At 70.8% G+C, this 17794-nt stretch carries 14 protein-coding genes and 3 pseudogenes; 13 read left to right on the top strand and 4 right to left on the bottom strand.

From position 1 onward, the window contains the following. Window positions 1-8: 8 nt before the first annotated feature. Window positions 9-596: a TetR family transcriptional regulator gene (locus AB0M16_RS20280; RefSeq protein WP_365344706.1), complete on the bottom strand. Its 588-nt coding sequence runs from the start codon at window positions 594-596 to the stop codon at window positions 9-11. A 106-nt stretch (window positions 597-702) separates the two neighbouring features. Here AB0M16_RS20280 and AB0M16_RS20275 point away from each other — a divergent pair, with 106 nt between their 5' ends. From AB0M16_RS20275 to AB0M16_RS20255, 5 genes are all read left to right on the top strand, one after another. Further along, entirely contained in the window at window positions 703-1548 is an 846-nt protein-coding gene (locus AB0M16_RS20275) for a methyltransferase domain-containing protein (RefSeq protein WP_365344704.1), read from the top strand. 258 nt (window positions 1549-1806) lie between these two features. Continuing rightward, on the top strand, window positions 1807-2922 hold the full coding sequence (locus AB0M16_RS20270) for a pentapeptide repeat-containing protein (protein ID WP_365344702.1): 1116 nt from the start codon (window positions 1807-1809) through the stop codon (window positions 2920-2922). A gap of 119 nt (window positions 2923-3041) precedes the next feature. Continuing rightward, window positions 3042-3308, top strand: coding sequence for a hypothetical protein (locus tag AB0M16_RS20265; protein ID WP_365344700.1), 267 nt, complete (start codon window positions 3042-3044; stop codon window positions 3306-3308). A 243-nt stretch (window positions 3309-3551) separates the two neighbouring features. Continuing rightward, window positions 3552-4610 (top strand): hypothetical protein, encoded by a 1059-nt coding sequence (locus AB0M16_RS20260; protein ID WP_365344698.1) that lies wholly within the window; start codon window positions 3552-3554, stop codon window positions 4608-4610. A 283-nt stretch (window positions 4611-4893) separates the two neighbouring features. Then, the gene (locus AB0M16_RS20255) at window positions 4894-5901 is read left to right on the top strand and encodes a restriction endonuclease (RefSeq protein WP_365344696.1); all 1008 of its coding nucleotides are present in this window, start codon (window positions 4894-4896) and stop codon (window positions 5899-5901) included. 154 nt (window positions 5902-6055) lie between these two features. Here AB0M16_RS20255 and AB0M16_RS20250 read toward each other — a convergent pair whose 3' ends face one another. The 3 genes from AB0M16_RS20250 to AB0M16_RS20240 all read right to left on the bottom strand — a co-directional run bounded on the left by AB0M16_RS20250 (window position 6056) and on the right by AB0M16_RS20240 (window position 11237). Next, a complete protein-coding gene (locus AB0M16_RS20250) occupies window positions 6056-6748 on the bottom strand; it encodes a VOC family protein (RefSeq protein WP_365344694.1) in 693 nt (230 codons plus the stop codon). 184 nt (window positions 6749-6932) lie between these two features. Next, window positions 6933-7406, bottom strand: a complete 474-nt coding sequence (locus tag AB0M16_RS20245) for a hypothetical protein (protein WP_365344692.1) — start codon at window positions 7404-7406, stop codon at window positions 6933-6935. A gap of 213 nt (window positions 7407-7619) precedes the next feature. Further along, complete coding sequence (locus AB0M16_RS20240) at window positions 7620-11237, bottom strand: LamG-like jellyroll fold domain-containing protein (RefSeq protein WP_365344691.1); 3618 nt, start codon at window positions 11235-11237, stop codon at window positions 7620-7622. Between the two features lie 291 nt (window positions 11238-11528). Here AB0M16_RS20240 and AB0M16_RS20235 point away from each other — a divergent pair, with 291 nt between their 5' ends. The 8 genes and pseudogenes from AB0M16_RS20235 to AB0M16_RS20200 all read left to right on the top strand — a co-directional run bounded on the left by AB0M16_RS20235 (window position 11529) and on the right by AB0M16_RS20200 (window position 17313). Beyond that, window positions 11529-11822 carry a hypothetical protein gene (locus AB0M16_RS20235; RefSeq protein WP_365344689.1) on the top strand — a complete coding sequence of 98 codons (294 nt, stop codon included), beginning with the start codon at window positions 11529-11531 and terminating at the stop codon, window positions 11820-11822. Window positions 11823-11864: 42 nt separating this feature from the next. Beyond that, entirely contained in the window at window positions 11865-12434 is a 570-nt protein-coding gene (locus AB0M16_RS20230) for a sigma-70 family RNA polymerase sigma factor (RefSeq protein WP_365344687.1), read from the top strand. Continuing rightward, a pseudogene (locus AB0M16_RS20225) lies at window positions 12431-12856 on the top strand (helix-turn-helix transcriptional regulator); the annotation flags it as partial. The gene AB0M16_RS20230 and the pseudogene AB0M16_RS20225, both read left to right, overlap by 4 nt. A gap of 204 nt (window positions 12857-13060) precedes the next feature. Further along, window positions 13061-13366, top strand: coding sequence for a LuxR C-terminal-related transcriptional regulator (locus tag AB0M16_RS20220; protein WP_365344795.1), 306 nt, complete (start codon window positions 13061-13063; stop codon window positions 13364-13366). 86 nt (window positions 13367-13452) lie between these two features. Continuing rightward, window positions 13453-13602 (top strand): annotated as a pseudogene (locus tag AB0M16_RS20215) (alpha/beta hydrolase); the annotation flags it as partial. A gap of 43 nt (window positions 13603-13645) precedes the next feature. Beyond that, window positions 13646-14452 carry a hypothetical protein gene (locus AB0M16_RS20210; protein WP_365344685.1) on the top strand — a complete coding sequence of 269 codons (807 nt, stop codon included), beginning with the start codon at window positions 13646-13648 and terminating at the stop codon, window positions 14450-14452. Window positions 14453-14521: 69 nt separating this feature from the next. Continuing rightward, a pseudogene (locus AB0M16_RS20205) lies at window positions 14522-15350 on the top strand (IS5 family transposase). A 286-nt stretch (window positions 15351-15636) separates the two neighbouring features. Further along, window positions 15637-17313 carry a phosphodiester glycosidase family protein gene (locus AB0M16_RS20200; RefSeq protein WP_365344683.1) on the top strand — a complete coding sequence of 559 codons (1677 nt, stop codon included), beginning with the start codon at window positions 15637-15639 and terminating at the stop codon, window positions 17311-17313. Window positions 17314-17794 lie beyond the last annotated feature (481 nt).

The raw sequence follows: 17794 nt of genomic DNA, 5'->3' as shown, positions 1-17794 counted from the left end.
CCCCCGAGTCACGCCGTACGGATCAGCGCGCGGACGAGCCGCTCGACCTGCGCCTGAGGACCCGGCTCCGCATCGGCCGAGCCGGTCATCAGGAGGTGGTGCAGCGTTCCTACGAGCGCGAGCGCCACCGACTCCACATCCAACGGCGTCGCGACCCTCCCGAGCTCCTGCTCCGCCCGCAAGTAGCCACTGATCGCCTCCTGGATCGCGGCGAACCCCGGGGCGCCGGCCTGCCATGCCTCCCGGACGCGCTGGGCCGCCAGCGGCCGGGTCACCGCCAGCCCCACCAACCCTGGGTCCAGGGACAGAACCGCGGAGGCCGCATCCGCGAGGTTCTCCCCCACCGACCCGGTACCCGCTCGGGAGGGCAGCTCGGCCGACCGCGCCGCTGCCGCCCCGAACCGGTACAGGACGAGTTCGGCGACGAACTCGTCCAGCCCGGCGAAGTGCGTGTGCAGCACCCCCTTGGCGCACTCGGCCTCCTCGGTGACGGCCCGGCTGGTCAGCGCAGCGGCCCCGTCGCGGGCCAGGACGCGCTCTGCCGCAGCGAACAACCGCTCCCGCAGCCCTTCGATGGCCACTCCGCGCGGAGACATCAACTTCCTCCATAGGTAAGGACATTGCATGTATGGGCAGTCGCCCATACTCTTTGGGCGCACGCCCATTCTAGGGCTGTCGCCACTCCACAGGAGGTCCTTCCGCATGCAGCAGACCGCCAACACCGCCCAGGCGCAGGCATGGAACGGCTACGAAGGCGCGCACTGGGCCGCGCACCACGACCGCTGGAACGCCGTCAACGCCGGCTTCAACGAGCCACTGCTGACGGCCGCGTCGATCCGGCCCGGCGAGCACGTTCTCGACGTAGGCTGCGGCGCGGGCGCGACCACACGCCTGGCCGCCCGCCTCGCAGGGCAGGGCCACGCCACCGGCCTCGACCTCTCCGGCCCCATGCTCGAGCAGGCCCGTGCGGTCGCCGCCGAAGAAGGCATCACCAACATTTCATTCACGCACGCCGACGCCCAGATCCACGGCCTGCCGCGAGCCGCCTTCGACGTCGCGATGAGCCGCTTCGGCATCATGTTCTTCTCCGACCCAGCCGCCGCGTTCGCCAACATCGTCTCCGCCCTGCGCCCGGGTGGGCGCATCGCCTTCCTGAGCGCGGCGGAGCCCGAAGGGAACGAGTGGCTGACGGCTCTCACCGCGCTCGAGGACATCCTGCCGATCGGCGACTTCGGAGCCCCTGACGGGCCGGGCATGTTCTCCCTGGCCGACCCCGGCACCGCAATCGGCCTGCTCCGTACGGCGGGGCTGCGGAACGTGCACGCCGAACACATCCAGGCGCACGGGACCTGGGGCCGCACCGCCCAGGAGGCGGCGGACTTCCTCCTCGACTCCGGCCCGGGCCGGCACCTCCTCAGTTCGGTCGATCCTGCCGCTCAGGCCCTCGCGCGTAGCCGCCTGACCGAGGGGCTCGGTGCTCACGAGACCGGCGACGCGGTCCGCCTCCGCAGCACGGGCTGGCTCTTCACCGCCGCCCTCGCCGACTGACCGTCCGGGACGAGCGAAGGTCCGCCGATCCCCCCGCTCCGAGACGCAGCGTCATATCGCCTGCGGCTCGGGCGGCGTCCACTCCGGTGGGTCCCTCGTCGGCCGTCCGCCGATTCGACCGGTGCGGAAACCGCCTGCAGTGAGGTTGTGGCACCACTCCCGTCCTTCACGTCGTGGCGGCCTGTCGGTGATGCGGTCCGGCTATGCGTGGGTTGAAATGCGTGCGTGGGAACATCATCCGGCATCAGAAGCGCTGCCGTGCGGCGGCTGGACCGAGCCGCCCATCGGCGGGCGGCGGAGCGCCGTCGTCGCCGGCGCCTGGGCATGTTCGGCGGGCGCCGCGGTGGCGGCCGGTCGGAGCAGCGGGTCTGGGCGGGGCTGCTGGTCGCTGCTCTGCCCGGTCTGGCCGCGGTGGTCGCGGTGCTGTTCACGTGGGTCTCCGTCGGGCAGACGAAGGAGGAGCTGCGGATCAGCCGCGAGGCCCAGATCACCGGCCGGTACACCGCTGCTGTCGCCAGCCTGGGCTCCGACTCCGCGGACGTGCGGGTGGGCGGCATCTACGCCCTGGAACGCATCATGCGCGACTCGCCACGCGACCAGGCCACGGGCCTGTCCGTGATCGCCGCGTACGTCCGTGCGCATGCCCGACTGCCCGCCGATCAGGCGCAGGGCGCCGGCAACGGCAACGGCACCGGCGTCCCCCAACCCCTCCCCGTGGACCTCCAGGCGGCCGTGACCGTGCTGGCCAACCGGCCCGTCGACGGCACGGACACCACGCGGCTCCAGCTACGCTTCGTCAACCTGCGCGGCCTGGCCGATATGGGCGACCTCGACCGCGCCAAGCAGGACCTTCACGAAGTACGTTCCGAAGGCCTCGTCCTGCGCAGCCCCGTGTACCGGGCGAATCTCCTGCGGGCCGACCTCACCGGATCCGATCTACGTAACGCCTCCCTGGTCCACGCGGGTCTCGGCCAGGCACTCCTGGGCGGGGCGGATCTGCGCGAGGCCGACCTGCGCGAGTCGGATTTCAGCGGTGCCGTCCTGGGCGGAGCCGACCTGCGCGGAGCGAATCTGTCGGCAGCCACCTTCTTCGGCAACGACATGCGCAGAGTGCGTCTCGCTGAGATCCAGGCCCAGGAGGCGTTCTTCAGCGCGGCTGATCTCCGAGGTGTTGACCTGCGCGGCGCGCACCTGCACGGGGCGTATCTCGCGCGGACAGATCTGAGAGGCGCCGATCTGCGCGGGGCCGACCTGTCCGGCGCGGACCTGAGCGGCGCACGCCTCGCGGGCTCCAACAGGCAGGGCACGAACCTGACCGGGGCCGACCTCCGGGGTGTCCAGTGGAACGAAGAGGAAACGGTGGTCGTGGGCTGACCTCGGCACCTGCCCGACCATGACGGGCCGACAGATCAACGACCTTATAGAGGGAGCCAGGGCGGCGGTCCTCGCCGAGGCCGGAAGGCGTCGGACCGCCCGAGACGGACTTCCTGCTCGTGAGTACTGCGGAGGGCGAGGAAGCGAGTGGGTCCTTCGACAGCCCGACCGGCATCACCTTCAACCGCTTCGGAGGGGGCGGAATCATGGACCTCCTGGCCGCCCTGCTTCGAGAACTGGATGCCGTACTCGTCGTACCGGGCGGGCCGACCGCGATCCGACGGAAGGAGGACCGCGAGAATCTGCCTGCCGCCGTGAAGGACGAGTGGCCCGTCGTCGTGGCCCGTACCGGCGCGGAGATCGACCGGGCGATCCGGGATTCCTGACGCGGGGGCCTTGCCCGTCGCGAGCCGCGGAAGCGGCCAGTCGTCGGACCCGGCGTCGTGAGGTGGGGATTGTCGTCCTCGCCGACGAAGGAAGCCTCGGAGGGTCTCTTAACTCGCCATGTTCCAAGGGAAGATGGCCGATAGAGGCCTGACCTGTCGAGGGGCGGGGGGCTGAGGATGAGCCTCCGAAGTTTGCGGGGGATAGGGGGTGCCGTGGAAGCGGCAGAGCTTGCAGTGGCTGCAGTGAGTGTGGTGATCGCGACGGCGACGGGGGCGGCTACGGGTCTCGGGGAAGGCATGGGGGCGGTGGTCGCCGAGGCGGTACGCTCCCGGCTGCGAACCACCGACCGTGGGCGTGTGGCCCTTGAGCGGCTCGATGACGACCCGGCCGCGCCGGGCGTGCGCGAGGAAGCCCAGGATGTACTGCGTGAGGAAATCGAAGCCGATCCGGAGTGGAGAGACCGGCTGCAGGTGCAGTTGACCTCCCGCTCGACACAGACGACGACGCAGACCACCGGAAGTGTGGTGATCAACGGCGGCCGGGTGTCCCGTAGCCAGATCACGCTCGGGCCACTGACGGTCAACAACACCTCAGGAGGCCGGGCGGTCCTCGCCGTCGCGTTGGTGCTCGTCCTGGCGCTGGTCTCCCTCGGCACCTACGGAGTCGTGCAGATCGTCACCTCCGACGACTCCTCTCGCAACGCCGCCTCTCCCGGTGCCTCGCACGACAGCGCCTCGACGGGCCCGCTCGAGGGACCGGCGCCGACCGAAAGCGCGACCAGCGATGCCGCCACGGAGACCACAACCAGCCCGACCGAGCCCCGGTTCAACACGCAGGCGGAAGCCATCGAGGTACTCCCCCGTGAGGGCGAAGTGCCGTCGTGGCTGGAGTACCGCCTGTCCCCCGAAATGACGCCGGAACAGTTCTGCGACGTCGGACGCGTCACCTACACGAAGTCAGGCAGCTACGACGACATCGCGAGTTTCCGAGCCGATGCCTGCGGCTCCACCGCAGACGCGGAATCCCATTACCAGGAGAGTGTCAGCAAGCTGCAGGTGGACCCCTACTCCCTCGGGCCGCTCAAGGAGACGCCCATGGCTGCCCTCGGCGACGCTCGCGTCCACTTCGTGCGCGAGATCACGGTCAGCCGCAGCAAGGTGAGCTACATGATCGTCCGCGCCGGCAGGTTCGTCCTCACGTTCCAGTACGGGCCCATCGGAGACGGGGCGGCCTTCCCCAAGGAGATCGACTCCATGATCCGCACGTTCGTGAAGAAGGCACAGGCGGAACCGATCGGATAGCCCGCGCCATCGCCGCCTCCCTCGCCGCGGGCCGGGTACACCCAGCGACAGCGGCAATCCACTCCGGTCAGTGATCCGGCGTGTGGGCCCCTTCGGTCCGTTCGGTCCGTCCGGTCCGTTCGGTCCGTCCGGTCCGTTCGGTCCGTCCGAAAGACATCGCTGCGACGCACGCGTCGATGCTGTCGTCCTCGGTCACGCTTACGATCTTGGGCAGCACGGCACAACTCTGGGAGGGGACTTGAGCAGCGACGCGACGGTGAGGTCGGCGGGGGCAAGGAGACGGGTGAAGGACCCGGTCGTACCTCACGTGATTCCGGGCATGGAGGGCGGCGAGGAGGGCTTACGGTCGCGTCTGGAGGAGCTGCGCGACAAGCTGTCGCGCGTCTCCTCCACTCTGCAGCGGCACACGGGAAGCATGTCGGGCGTGCACGGCGAGCCGGTTCTCGTTCTGCGCCGCGTCGAAGCGGAGCGCACCATGCTGTCGGAGGTTCTGGCTTGCCACGACATCCTCAACCGCGTGCACGGCGATCTCGGCGACGCCCTGGCCGAGCTGTGCGACCTCGACATGAGGTCGCTCCGTCGACGTGAAGGGGCCGCTCTGCTGTACGAGCAGATGATGGGCGCCGACTTCCGGATCACGGCCGAGTGGGACATCCTCGGCGAGATCCAGCAGACGTTCGAGTACGCCTCTTCGCCCCTGCTTCGGGCAGGAGACGGTCGCTACTTCGGGCCGACCGAGGTCTTCCTGGCGCGCTTCGCCGAGCACACGACCGCCGTCCGGTCCCTCTACAGCCAGGTGCTCAACCGGTGCGAGGTGCTGTGGGGGTTCGCGAACGAGGCGCTGGAGGGTCCGGTGCTCAAGCCGCCCGCGGGGATGGACATGACGGTCGTCGACGCGTTGCACCACTCCGAGTTCGAGAAGCTGATCGGCGCGTTGTTGGACCGGGACGGCTACCGCATCATCCGGTCCGGTGGCGGTGCCGGCGACATGGGCGCGGACGTCCTCGCCGCCGACCCGCTCGGGCGGTACGTCATGGTGCAGGCGAAGCACTTCACCGGCGGCACGGGCTCGGTGGGCCAGCCGGTCGCACAGCACCTCTACGGCGGAGCGATGGCCACGCACCCCTCGACGCTGCCCGTCATCGTGACCAACGGGAAGATCACGGGCGGAGCGAAGGTGTGGGCGGACGAGGGGCAGCGGGTGCGGCTGATCGGGCGCGAGGAGCTGTGGCGGTGGTCCGAGAACCTGGAGCCTCTGGAGAACGTCCTCAAGGGCACGGGCCCCGCGTAGAGGTGCGACTGCCGGGACACGGCACCTCAGCCTGCGAGAACGCGCGCCGTCCCGTTCCGGCGCACGGTAAAGGACCTTCCTCAGCGCAGCGAGCAGTTGTCCGGCACCAGCAACCGCCGCAACGGTACGGTGCCGGTCGGGCGGGGCGGCGCGGTCAGCCGTCCCGGCCCTGCCAGGTGGACACGCAGGCCTCGTTGCCTTCCGGGTCGGCGAGTACCCAGAAGGCCGGGGCACGGGCCGCGGAGACGATTCGGCCACCGGCAGCCAGCGCGGCCTCGATCCGGCGGGGCGCCTCGTCGTGCGGAACGCTGACGTCGACGTGCATGCGGTTGCGCTGCGGACGCGCGCGTTCCATCTGCTGGAACCAGACCGCCGGCCCCTGCCCGAGGTGATCGACGAGCGGATCGCGCGGCCCATCGGCACCCGGCTCATCGGAGTAGCCCAGGACCGCCCGCCAGAACGGCCGGATCGCGGCGATGTCGAGTGCGTCGATCGCGATCTCCAGGAGCTGCACCGAACGCGGCGCCCCGGCGCCGATGTCGGGTTCGGTCCTCAGCCCCTTCCCCGTGACGGCAGTGGAGATCCGGTGCGCGAGCTCGATGTCGCGGTCGGTCACCGCGACGTCGGCCGACGACCGCAGGGTGAGGACGACCTTTCGGGGCCGGAGGTCGATGTGAAGGTGCCGGTCGGCTCTGTCACCGCATGCGGTGACGGCAGTGGCCGCCACTTCCGTTGCCATGGCCAGCGACCCGACCGAAACGGACGTCCGCAACGTGCCCAGCAGAAGGCGCCATCCGTGGTCGCTCACCGCGTCCGAGGCTTCCTGTCGCGTCAGTGCTCGTTCCATGACGGGCATCCTCGCAGGGGCCCTGGCTGCCGGGGAGGCCCCCGGCACATCCCGAGGAGCGACGGCGCCGGGACGGGGAACCTCGGTCCGGTCCCCACGCTTTCGCCGTACGGGGCTGCGCACCACGGCGGCGCCGTACGAGCCCGAGGTCAGCCGGTGTCCGGTGCGTGGCTGCGCAAGCCGCTCAGGAGAGCACCCATCGGGGCGGGTGCGCGGGGTCGGCCGGGCACGTGAAGACGTGCAGGTCCCTGTCCTGGCCGAATCGGAGGCGCATGGGCCGGGCCACGGATGGACCGCCCAGGATCGAGGCCTTCCCCCGTTGCGGCGGGTCTCGGTCCTCCAGCGGCATCCAGCTGTGCGAGCGCGTGAACGGGCAGCGGAAGAGCTGCACCAGGTCCGCGCCGTCAGGCCCGGCCGCCAGGCCTGGGACGTCACGGCGGAAGAACTGGGCGAGTCCCACGAACGGCACCGGTCCGTCCGCTCCGGGAGCGCCGGCGCCGGTCCACGGCCGGCTCCGCGGCCATACGCCCGCGGCCCGGGCCTTGCGGATCTCGTCCGGCGCGTACCCCTCGGTCTCGGGTTGGTGCGGCTCGTGGCAGACCGGCCACGGCTCGCCGTACGGCCACAGCATCGGCCCGCCGACGTGGCTGTCGCGCATGCCGGGCCTTCCCGGCCGGGGATGCAGGCGGGTCGTCCGGCCCCGGTAGGAGGCCAGCTCCGGGAAGACGGCCTCCACGGACACCGGTCTGGCCGACGCGGACCTGCGCCTCACGTCCAGACGTACACGCCCCCAAGGGCGTACGCGTCACGTCCGGGCGTACGCGTCACATCCAGGCGTACGCCTCACATCCGGCCGTGGGCACTGCGCCCGTCACAGACGGACGTGCGTCCCCTTCGGGGTGATGGTGTCGAAGGGCAGGCGGGCCACCGTGGAGCCGTCCACGGGCAGCGGCTTGTCGCCCTTCTCGATGTCGGTGTCCGACAGGGCCCTGCGGACCAGCAGGAACTCGTCCATCGAGCCGTGGAACCAGTCCTTGGGCTGTGCGTCCGGACGGGTTCCCAGGAGGAAGCCCTGGACGTCGAAGCCGTCCTGGTAGGTGAGGGAGCCGGCCACGGCGCCTTCCGCGGTCGTCAGGAGCCGGGTCCCGTCACCGATCGACAGCGTCAGCGTCCCCGCGTCGCGACGCAGGACCACGTGCCTCCAGGTGCCGTCGCCGAACACCGTGTTCTCGGGGGCCTTCGCCACCAGGCTGGTGATCCCCCGGTCCGTCTGGACGTGGGCGATGATGTCGTTCTTGTCGGGCCTCGCACGGATCCACAGTTGGCGTTCGGTGCTCCCGACCCCGTACGCCCTGACCAGCACCGGCTCACCGTTCTCGGCCGCCTGGTAGCGGACCCAGGTCGCCAGGGTGAAGTTGCCGTCCCCGAGCGCCTCCGCCTCGCCGTAGGGGAGCTCCACGGAGTCGTTCGTCCCGTCGAAGCCGAGGCCGCGGCCGAACCTGCCGTCCGCGTCCGTGACGGTGGCGCCGCGCACGACGGCGTTGTTGCACTGCGACGAGGCGTCGAAGGTGCTGCGCGCGGCGGGATCGTCGGCGGGCCTCATCACGAGGTGCTGCTCGGTGTTGCCGCCTTCCATGGTCCACCAGAGGGTGGGGGCGGGGCTCAGCGGCGGGCTCCAGCCCCCGGTGGTCGTGTCGAGGATGTCGGCCCGTTCCACGTCGCTCAGCGCCCGCTTGTAGAAGCGGAAGTCGTCGAGCTGCCCGGTGAGGACCCCGGTGCCGTCGGACTTCGAGGCGATCCTGATGCCCTCGGGGGCGGCGATCCCGTCCGTGAAGGAGCCCGTGACGCCCGTCGCGCTCGCGGGGGCTCCGGCGTCGACGCGCATCGTCAGGGTGTCGCCGACGCGGGTCAGGGTCAGCAGGTGCCAGGCCTTGTCGCCGAACGCCTTGCCGGCCTTCGTGTCCTCCAGTTCGATGGTGGCGGAGGCGGAAGTGGTGGCCGCGCGGGCGGTCAGTCGGTTCGTCGACGGCTTCGCGCCGACGGACAGCAGCGGCTTGCCGTCGGTGGAGCCGTACGCCGACAGCAGCGTGGCGCCCTGGGCGTTCACCGCGGAGTCGTAGTGGAACCAGAAGGCGAAGGTGAAGTCCCCGGCCCCGTTGTCCACAGCGGGGACGTAGGGCACCTCCACGCCCGGAAGGGCCGGGGAGACGGCGAGGGCGCCTCCGCCGACGCGTCCCGGGACCTGTGCGCTCTCCGGGTTCTGGTCGCCGAGCAGGGTGCCGTCGGCACACTGGCCGGAGACGTCGTCCTGGATGCGGACGTTCGTGAGCGACGCGGACCCGGCGGTGTCGACGACCTCGAAGGGCAGGTGGGCCTTCAGCGAGCCAGGGGCCACGTTCTCCGGCTGGGCGCCGCGCAGCGCCGACCACTGTGTCTGATCTACTGCCTCGCGGTAGACGCGGAACTCGTCGAGGGTGCCGGTGAATCCGTCGTTGGCGTCGGCGTCGGCGCTACCGGTGTCGAGCTTGTCGCCGAGGCGGATGCCCTGGACGTCGTCCTTGCGCCAGGGCGCGAGCCGGCCGACGTCGAAGGACCTGACGGCCGGGGGGAGCCCGTCGACGCCGAGCTTGATCTCGGCGCCCTTGCGGGTGAGCACCAGGTGGTGCCAGGCACCGTCACCGAACGCCGGCGTGGCCAGTTTCGCGAGCGGGGCGTCGACGGTCAGTGTCACCGCGCCCTTGTCTCCCTCCACGCGCGCCATGACCCGGTTCTGCTGCGGCTGCACCCGGGCCCACACCTGCTGCTTCGGATCGCCGACGCCGTACGCCCACATGAGGGCCTGCTGCGGGGAGGCGGACGTCGCGTCGTACCTGAAGAACAGCGAGTACGTCATGTCCCCCGAGCCACCGTTGAGCGAGGCCGTCCACGGGAGGTCGGCGTGGCCCTTCGTGCCGCCCGCGCCTCCGTCGAGCTTCAGCCCCTGGCCGAACGTCACGGCCCCGAACTCGCCTCCCGTTCCGGAGGAGGCACCGTTGCCGAGGTACGCGTCGTTCGCCTCGACGGTCGTGTCGGGCGTGGTCCGCCCGGCGGCGGGCGCCTGTTGCGGCAGGCTGGACCCCTTGGCCGCGAGCGTGACGGGAAGGCCGAGCTGGTCCACCGTGAAGCGGTTGAAGTAGATGTGCTGGGCGGAGAAGGACGTGCCGCCCTCGTAGACCATGCCGATGTCACCGGCCGAGAGCTCCGCCATGTCGGAGTAGCCCGCCCGGTCACCGAGGACCTTGCTGACCTGGCCGCCCGGAGCGTTCTGCCAGGTCGCCCCGTCGTCCGTGGAGTAGCGGATCCTCATCTCCTGGCGCAGGTCCGCGTTCGCGGGACCGGACATCAGGAGCAGGTCGCCGGGCGCGGTCCGGTAGGTCTTGCGCGGGGCGAGGACCGACACCTGGACGTCGGGGCCCACCCAGCCCTTGGTGAACCCCAGTGCGGGCACCTTGACCTTGGTCTTGCCGTCGGCGGGGTCGACCGCCTCGGTGGCGGTGACGTGCATGCGGTGCCGGGCCTCGTACGTGGCCGGCAGCGTCGCGTCGACGCGTACGTCGTAGGGGCTGCGGGCGCTGACGTAGACGCCGCCGTCGGCGAGTTCGGCGACCACGGGCTCTCCGGGCTTCGCCACGGGAGACTCCGGGCCCCAGCTGGGCCGCTGGGGATCGGGCGCCGTCGATATGCCGGTGACCTCCTTGGCCCGCAGGAACGAGTCCTCGGTGAGGCTGCTGTTCCAGGTCGCGCCCCGGTCGTCGCTGTAGAGGACGCCGACGCGCTGGTCGTCCCCGTTCACGGTCTCGTACGCGCCGACGACCAGCCGTCCCTCGTGCGGATGGTCCTTCTTCAGGATCTGGATGCCGTGGGAGGGCCCGGTGCCGAACCATCCCTTGCCGGTCGTCAGGCGCGGGACGGCCGTGGGCGCCTGGAAGGTGAGGCCGTCGTCGTCGCTCCGCTGCACCCAGGACATACGGGTGCCGCCGGGGACCGCGGGCTCGGAGTTGGAGAAGAGGAAGACGGCGCCCTTCTTGTCCTCCAGCACGTCGGCGACGGGCGAGGGGTTGCCCCGCACCTGTGCGGGTCCGGCGGTGCTCGCCCGGCCGGAGGTGACGACCCGGATCGGGGACCAGGTGCGGCCCTCGTTGGTGGAGCGGCGCATCACGAGGTCGATGGGGCCGCGATCGGCGCACGACGGGGAGGTCCTGGCCTCGGCGAACGCGAGGAGGGTGCCGTTCTTCGTGGTCGTCAGGGTGGGTATGCGGAAGCAGCCGTATCCGGCGGTTCCGGATCGGAAGAGGACCTGCTGGACGCCGAGGCTCGCCGCGCCGGAGGGCTCGGTACCGCTCGCCGCCGCCGGCTGCGCGGTAGCGAGGCCGAGCAGCGAGGCGGCGGAGGCCAGTGCGGTGAGGACGGCGACGGGCCGTCTTCGCGACCATGGTCTTGACCATTTCATGATCAAGACCGTAGCTGGCCTTGGCCCGCCCGGTGAAAGGAACTCCTCGATCGGCGGGACGGCGACGGCCGTGGGACACCGCCCGGGTGGCGCCCGCGGTGAGCCTCCCGTCGGGCAGCCGCGACCCGGCCTTGCCTGGGGCGCCCCCGGTGGCGGCCTGAGGAGACGCGCGCCGCGGACCGACGGGGGTGGCGAGACGCCCCGGGTACGGGGCCGCGCTCTTCCCCTGCTCGCTCCCCCGTTCCGGCGGCCACGCGGTCCGGCACGGGCTACTGTTTTTAACGCTTCGGCGTGCCAGTCGACTTCTTCGGCGTGAAGAAGCAACAGCTAGTGCCTGTCCTCGGCTTGGCACCGCTCGTGCCGGTCGTGGCCATGGGCGGTCTCCCGTGGGGTGTGCTTCCGGCGTGGGGAGTGTTGGTGTTGATCGGGGTCGTGCTCGGCGAGTGGCAGCGCCGCCGCACCTTGCTGGCGATCCTGCGGCAGGCACCGCCGGGCAGCGTGGTCGAGCAGGAGCCGGGTATCGGGGGGCCGGGGATGCGCATCCGGGTCGGCAGCCCTGTTCCGCCCGCACGTCGAAGGCGGTGACGTGTGGCCGGGCGGCGACTGAGCCGTGAGGAACAGGATCGGGTGACGGCCCTGTTCGATGCGTGCTACGAACCGCTCCGACGGCTCGCCTCCCACCTCCCTCAGGGGTCGCAGGCGGGCATCTCTGCCCCTCGCGATCTCGTGATGAGCGCCTTCAGGGCGGCGATCGAGAACTGGGAGAGGGTCGGCACGTGGGACCTGGAGCGCCAGCGGAGGTGGCTGTGGGCCGTGTGCCGAAACCAGCGGACCGACGAACTGCGACGGCAGGGCCGTGCCCGTGCCGTGAGCTCGCAGGTGCGGATGCTGTACGAGGTGCCGGCAGCGCCCCCGGAGCAGGCTGTGCTCGCACGCCTCGCCCTGGACAAGTGCGCGGCTGTGATCAGGGGCATGCCTCCCAAGCGGCGGGAGGTGGCGAGGATGGCGTGGTTGCTGCTGATGCCGCGGGACGAGATCGCCGAGGTGCTGGGGATGAGCGCAGGAAGTGTACGGGTACACCTTTCCCATGCGCGTAAGGCCTTGGAGCATGAGGTAGGTCCTCACTTGCCGTTTCCCTTGGACGGTGAACGGTCCGGTCGGGCCGACGACGACGGAGCGGAGAGGAGGGGAGCATGAGCGACCAACGGCGTGACCCTCACGAGCTGACCGAGGAGAAGCCTGTCTACGTCCTCTCGGTGGCGGCCCAGCTCTCCGGTCTGCACCCCCAGACGCTGCGTCAGTACGACCGTCTGGGCCTGGTCTCCCCCGACCGCACAGCCGGTCGGGGCCGCCGTTACTCGGCCCGGGACATCGAACTGCTGCGCCACGTGTACGAACTCTCGCAGGACGAGGGCGTCTCCTTGGCCGGCATCAAACACATCATCGAGTTGGAGAAGCGGGTCCAGGAGCTCCAGCAGCGCGTGACGGAACTCCAGACGGCCCTCGACAGGGCGGAGGCCCTTGCGCGGCAGCGCTGGGCCGCGGAACAGGTGCCGTACCGGCGCGGCCCGGCCCCCTATCGGCGGGTGCAGGAGACTGCCCGGCTCACGGCGTGGCGGGCCACGTCGCCGAGCGTGGGCGACGGCCCGGAGGACAGCGGAGTCCGCGATCGCTCCGTCGTGGAGAGGGACGCTGCGGACCTGGGTGAAGACGAGGCACAGGACGCCGGCTACGTCTCACTGCTCCTCCAGACCGCACAGGTTCACGGGGTGTCGCCCTCTGCGCAAGAGACCGAGGAGGACAGGCGCAAGCTGCTGACCTGGATGCAGGAGCCGGACCCGGCCGACCCGGCCCACCCGCCGGCCTCACCGGAAGGGGAAACCCAGCACCCGGACGAACCGCTCACGCCACGCGAGCAGGTCCTCGTGCGTCTGATGGCTCAGGGGCTGGGAAGCAGGGCGATCGCCGACCGCCTCGGTCTCTCCGAGCGGACGGTCCGGCGCCTGATGGCGATCCTTCTGCAGAGGCTCGAACTGCGCGGCGATCCCGACGCGGTCGGCGTCGCGCCGGGCGCCGGCGGCGGATCCGCGGCGGCCGAGAAGGCCCGGCAGACGCGGTCACGTGGCTAACTGATCGTTTCAGAATGCGGTTCGTAGGCGGCGGAGGCATATGAGGCTGCAGGCCGGTTCGAGCAGGCCCTGGTGGAGATCAGCGCGTCGTTCGTGCGGAGGCCCAGGAGATGGTCCGAGTCCTGCCCCACGGCACGTACGCGGAGATCCCCGACGCCGGCCACCTCCTCCACTACGAGCACCCCCAGGCCTGGAGCAAGACCGTCGAGCCTTACCTGAACAGGGTGACGCCGTAGCAGCCCCTGGCTGATCGGATGGCTGCCCCCTACGATCACGCCCATGCCGATCACCTCACCGATACCCGTCCTACGCGGCTCCGGCGGAGTCATCCTCCAAGCCGAAGACGACGACCTCGTGTTGACCCGAGGGCGCGAGGAGACGCGGATTCCGTTCCAGGCCATCCGGACGGTCCGGGCGGAGGGCCGTGCCGTCGCCGTGGAGCTCACCGGCCCGGCCGGATCGACCCCGCCCGCCCATCGGGTCGGGGGCGTGAGCGAGGCGGCGGCCACGATGTTCGCCGACGCGGTCAGCGCAAGCCTGCCCGAGCGCGCGGACGAGTCCGCGGAGGCCACCGACGGATCGGCCCTCGTCACCGTCAGCACGCTGACGGAGTCCGACGAGGACGCGCGGTTCCGAAGGTTCACATTCTGGGCTTGGACCGCCGGCCTCCTGATCGTCGCGATGGCCGTGGTCATCGGGATCCTGGGGCCGATCGAGAGGGCGGTCCTGTTCCTCTTGGTCACCCCGTTCGGCGTGGGGGTCACCGCGTTCGGCGCCGTGTCGATGAGGGGGATGTACGACATCTGGTACCTGCCCCGGCACGGCATCACCGTCGAGGCGAAACGCAACGGCGTGAGCTACGTGTATACCGACATGCAGGGCACGACCCACAGCCGCATCGACCTGCTCGGAAGGAGCACTGCCCCGACCGTCCAGGTCGCCTACCGCCCGGGGCGTCCCGACATATCGACCTTCGTGCACTCGTGGCTCCGCAAGGTGTGGCTCACTTCCTTCTCCCTGGTCATCCTTCTCGTCGGCCTCGCCATCACCGCCGTGAGCGTCGCCATCGTGGTCGAGCTCTTCTAACTGATCGCTTCAGAATGAGTTGAGCCGCGGGTCTTGTGCTCGACGATCTTGATCGGCAGGGTGTCCGGGGTGCGTGCTGATCTTGTTCCTGACTCCCTGTGGGAGCGGGTGGCCCCGCTGCTGCCGCCTACTCCCGAACGGCGCCATCGCCACCCCGGGCGGCTGCGCGTTCCCGACCGAGTGGCACCCGCTGGCGTCATGTATGTACTGCGGACCGGTGTCGCGTGGCGCGATGTCCCCGTGGAGACCGTGGGCTGCTCCGGCGTGACGGCATGGCGCCGGCTGCGGAACTGGACCGAGGCAGGCGTCTGGCCACGCCTGCACGCCGCCCTGCTGGCCGAGCTGCGCCGTGCGGGCCTGCTGGACCTGGACGACTGCTCCGTGGACGGGGCGCACGTCCGGGCCCTCAAAGGGGGGATCATGTCGGCCCCTCACCCGTCGACCGCGCCCGCCCCGGCTCCAAGCACCACCTGATCGTCGACCGCCACGGAACCCCGCTCGCCGTGACACTGACCGGTGGCAACCGGCACGACGTCACCCAGCTTCTGCCCCTGCTCGACGCCGTCCCATCGATTCGCGGGCTGCGGGGACGCCCCCGCCGCAGGCCCCGGCGGCTGTACGCGGACCGGGGCTATGACTTCGACAAGTACCGCCGCCTGCTGTGGAAGCGCGGCATCAAGCCGATGATCGCGCGACGCGGCGTCGCCCACGGTTCCGGACTGGGCAAGGTGCGCTGGGTGGTCGAGCGCGCCTTCGCCTGGCTGCACCCGGCTCGGCATGGCTGCACCGGTTCAAACGGCTCCGCATCCGATACGAACGACGCGCCGATCTCCACCAGGGCCTGCTCGAACTGGCCTGCAGCCTCATATGCCTCCGCCGCCTACGAACCGCATTCTGAAACGATCAGTAAGACCGCCCGCTCCTGGGCTGTGAGGCGCGCACCGGTGGCCGGCCTGTCACGTCCTCGACGAAGCAGTGCCGGCATCCGCCCGGTCGAGCGTCGTGCTCGTTGCCCGTTTCGCCTGGAGCTTCAGGACCGGATCTTCCGAGAACCTCTCCCATGGTGACAGTGACATGATCACTGTCAGAGCAGCTCCGTCGGCCGGACACGGGCGGAAGTGATCAGCCGTTCCCTGTGGTCCGCCGTGCTGCGTCCCGTCCTGCCTTGTCGAGGAGTTCCGAGAATGAAGCGAGTGCGCCGTATGACGGCTCTGGCTGTTGCGCTGGGCGCAATGGCCGCCCTGTCGCCGACGGGTGCGACCGCCACGGCCATGGCCACCGAGGGCGCGGCACAGGCCCCGGTCGGCCGTATGCCGCTGGGGCCCGAGGGCCTGGTGACCGTGGTGAAACCCGCTGAGGTGGTTTCGCCCGGGATCACTTACGAGAAGTACACCCAGGGCCAGGCCACCGACAATTGGTCGGTCGAGCTCCTCATCACGGGCTCGTCCTGGTCGGTCGGCAACAGGGTCTACGCCGATGACCTGGTCGGCAGGTTGGCGGCCAAGGGGTTCACCGGACGGGTGGACGTCCGCGAGCTCCCGGCCGGCCCCGGCGTGGGGGCGGGGCTGCCGCGGCAGCACATGGTGCGCGTGGGTGCGTTCGGCGCTGATCGGCCCGCGGAGGCGGACGCATTGCTGCAGTCGCTGCAGGCGGCTGGTTTCACCGGGCGCACCGTCTACACGGCGCAGGACGGCAACCCGAGCACCGGCCCGTGGGAAGTACGGGTGGTGAGGATCGACCCGTCAGCAGCCCTCACGTTCAAGGCCGTCCACGGAAGCGACGTCGCTTCGGCGCAGACGGTACGGGACATGGGCGAGGCGGCCGGCGCCCTGGTAGCGGTGAACGGCTCCGACTTCGACATCGACTCGCCCAACAACCCGTCCTTCTCCGGCTTCGACGGCGATCCGCAAGGCCTCTACGTCCAGGGCAACAACCTGCTGAGCGAGGCCAACAACGGGCGGACCGCGCTGCTCCTCGAAGGAGCAGGGTCCCGGGTCCGCGTCGACGAGGTCAGTTCCCGTACACAGGTGACCGCGCACGACGGCGCGGTCCGGGCGATCGACGGCATCAACCGGGTGCCGGGACGCAACATCGGCTGCGGCGGTATCGGCGACGACGCCCGCAAGGACGGGGCGGGGCGGCTCGTCCCCGAACTGCGGCCGCTGCGCAACACGTTGTGCGTCGACGACAACGAAGTCGTCGTCTTCCGTCCGGAGTGGGGCAGCGAAACGCCCTCGCCCCGAGCCGGGGTGACCAACAGCGTGGACGTCGTCATGGACGGAAACTGGGTCGTCAAGGACGTCCGCGACCCCGCCGGCGGCCCGATCCCCGCAGGCAGCCGCGTCCTGCAGGGAATCGGCGCCGGCGCGGACTGGCTGCGGGCCCACAGCCTGCCCGGGAAGGCCTTCAAGCCGGGTACGAGCATCACGGACTCCAAGGGTGCGTCGGTGACCAGCCCTACCCTTTCCGCCGCGGCGGGGGGCGGACCCGCCCTGGTCCGCAACGGCGAGGTACTGATCAACGCCGACGCCAACGGCATGCTCAACCCCGACAGCAACGTCGTGACCAACGCCGTCGTTCAACGGCACCCCCGCACCCTGGCCGGGGTCACCGCGACGGGGGAACTGCTGCTCGTGACCGTGGACGGAAGGCTGCCGCAGACCAGCGTCGGCGTCACCATCCATGAGGCCGCAGCCCTCATGCAGTGGCTCGGCGCGAAGGACGCCCTGAGCCTCGGCTCCGGGGGCGACACCACCCTCCTGATCAAGGGCACCCTCTACAACCGCCCGATGGACAGCTGGCGGGCGGCCGCACCCACGGAGCGCAAGGTCGGCAACGCGATCGTGGTGGTCCCGCGATGACGATCGCGCCGGGTCGACGGACGCGCCGGCACGAGTAGCGGATGCCCCACCGCCCGGCTGGACGACGGGGCACGAGTAGCGGATGCCCCACCGCCCGGCTGGACGACGGGCAGCATCTCTCCCCCTCGGATGCGCATGATCTACCGCCGGCCGGAGGGCGGGCCTCCGGCTCCGCGTCCGCGGATCGCTCCGTGACAGGGCCGCCGGCTCCAGGCGCAGCTGCGCGCGGCAGGTGGATCATCTGACGACGCCGTACCGGCGGCGGACTGTGGGGCTTGCCAGGATGTGCAGGCCACCAGGTCGGCCGTCGGTGGGCGGGCCGGGCGCGGCTCGCTCCGTACCCGCGACGAGCCGCCCGGCTGGTGCCCGCTGCGGGAAGACAGCGGCGCGCCACCGACCATTCACACCGGGCGGCCTCCCAAACCCCCGGCCCGAACCTGTGGTCCTGAAACCGCCGCTCCTGGCAGGGGCCCGAACGCCA

This window comes from Streptomyces sp. NPDC051921, assembly GCF_040680975.1.
Taxonomy (GTDB): Bacteria; Actinomycetota; Actinomycetes; order Streptomycetales; family Streptomycetaceae; genus Streptomyces.
The sequence above is the reverse complement of the archived record's forward strand: the minus strand, read 5'-3'. Positions and strand labels throughout refer to the sequence as shown.

What these genes read in the sequence shown, in the direction of transcription:
- AB0M16_RS20280 (WP_365344706.1), bottom strand. Translation starts at nt 596, where the DNA reads ATGTCTCCGCGCGGAGTGGCCATCGAAGGGCTGCGGGAGCGGTTGTTC.
- AB0M16_RS20275 (WP_365344704.1), top strand. Translation starts at nt 703, where the DNA reads ATGCAGCAGACCGCCAACACCGCCCAGGCGCAGGCATGGAACGGCTAC.
- AB0M16_RS20250 (WP_365344694.1), bottom strand. Translation starts at nt 6,748, where the DNA reads ATGGAACGAGCACTGACGCGACAGGAAGCCTCGGACGCGGTGAGCGAC.
- AB0M16_RS20245 (WP_365344692.1), bottom strand. Translation starts at nt 7,406, where the DNA reads ATGCGCGACAGCCACGTCGGCGGGCCGATGCTGTGGCCGTACGGCGAG.
- AB0M16_RS20240 (WP_365344691.1), bottom strand. Translation starts at nt 11,237, where the DNA reads ATGAAATGGTCAAGACCATGGTCGCGAAGACGGCCCGTCGCCGTCCTC.
- AB0M16_RS20220 (WP_365344795.1), top strand. Translation starts at nt 13,061, where the DNA reads ATGCAGGAGCCGGACCCGGCCGACCCGGCCCACCCGCCGGCCTCACCG.
- AB0M16_RS20210 (WP_365344685.1), top strand. Translation starts at nt 13,646, where the DNA reads ATGCCGATCACCTCACCGATACCCGTCCTACGCGGCTCCGGCGGAGTC.
- AB0M16_RS20200 (WP_365344683.1), top strand. Translation starts at nt 15,637, where the DNA reads ATGAAGCGAGTGCGCCGTATGACGGCTCTGGCTGTTGCGCTGGGCGCA.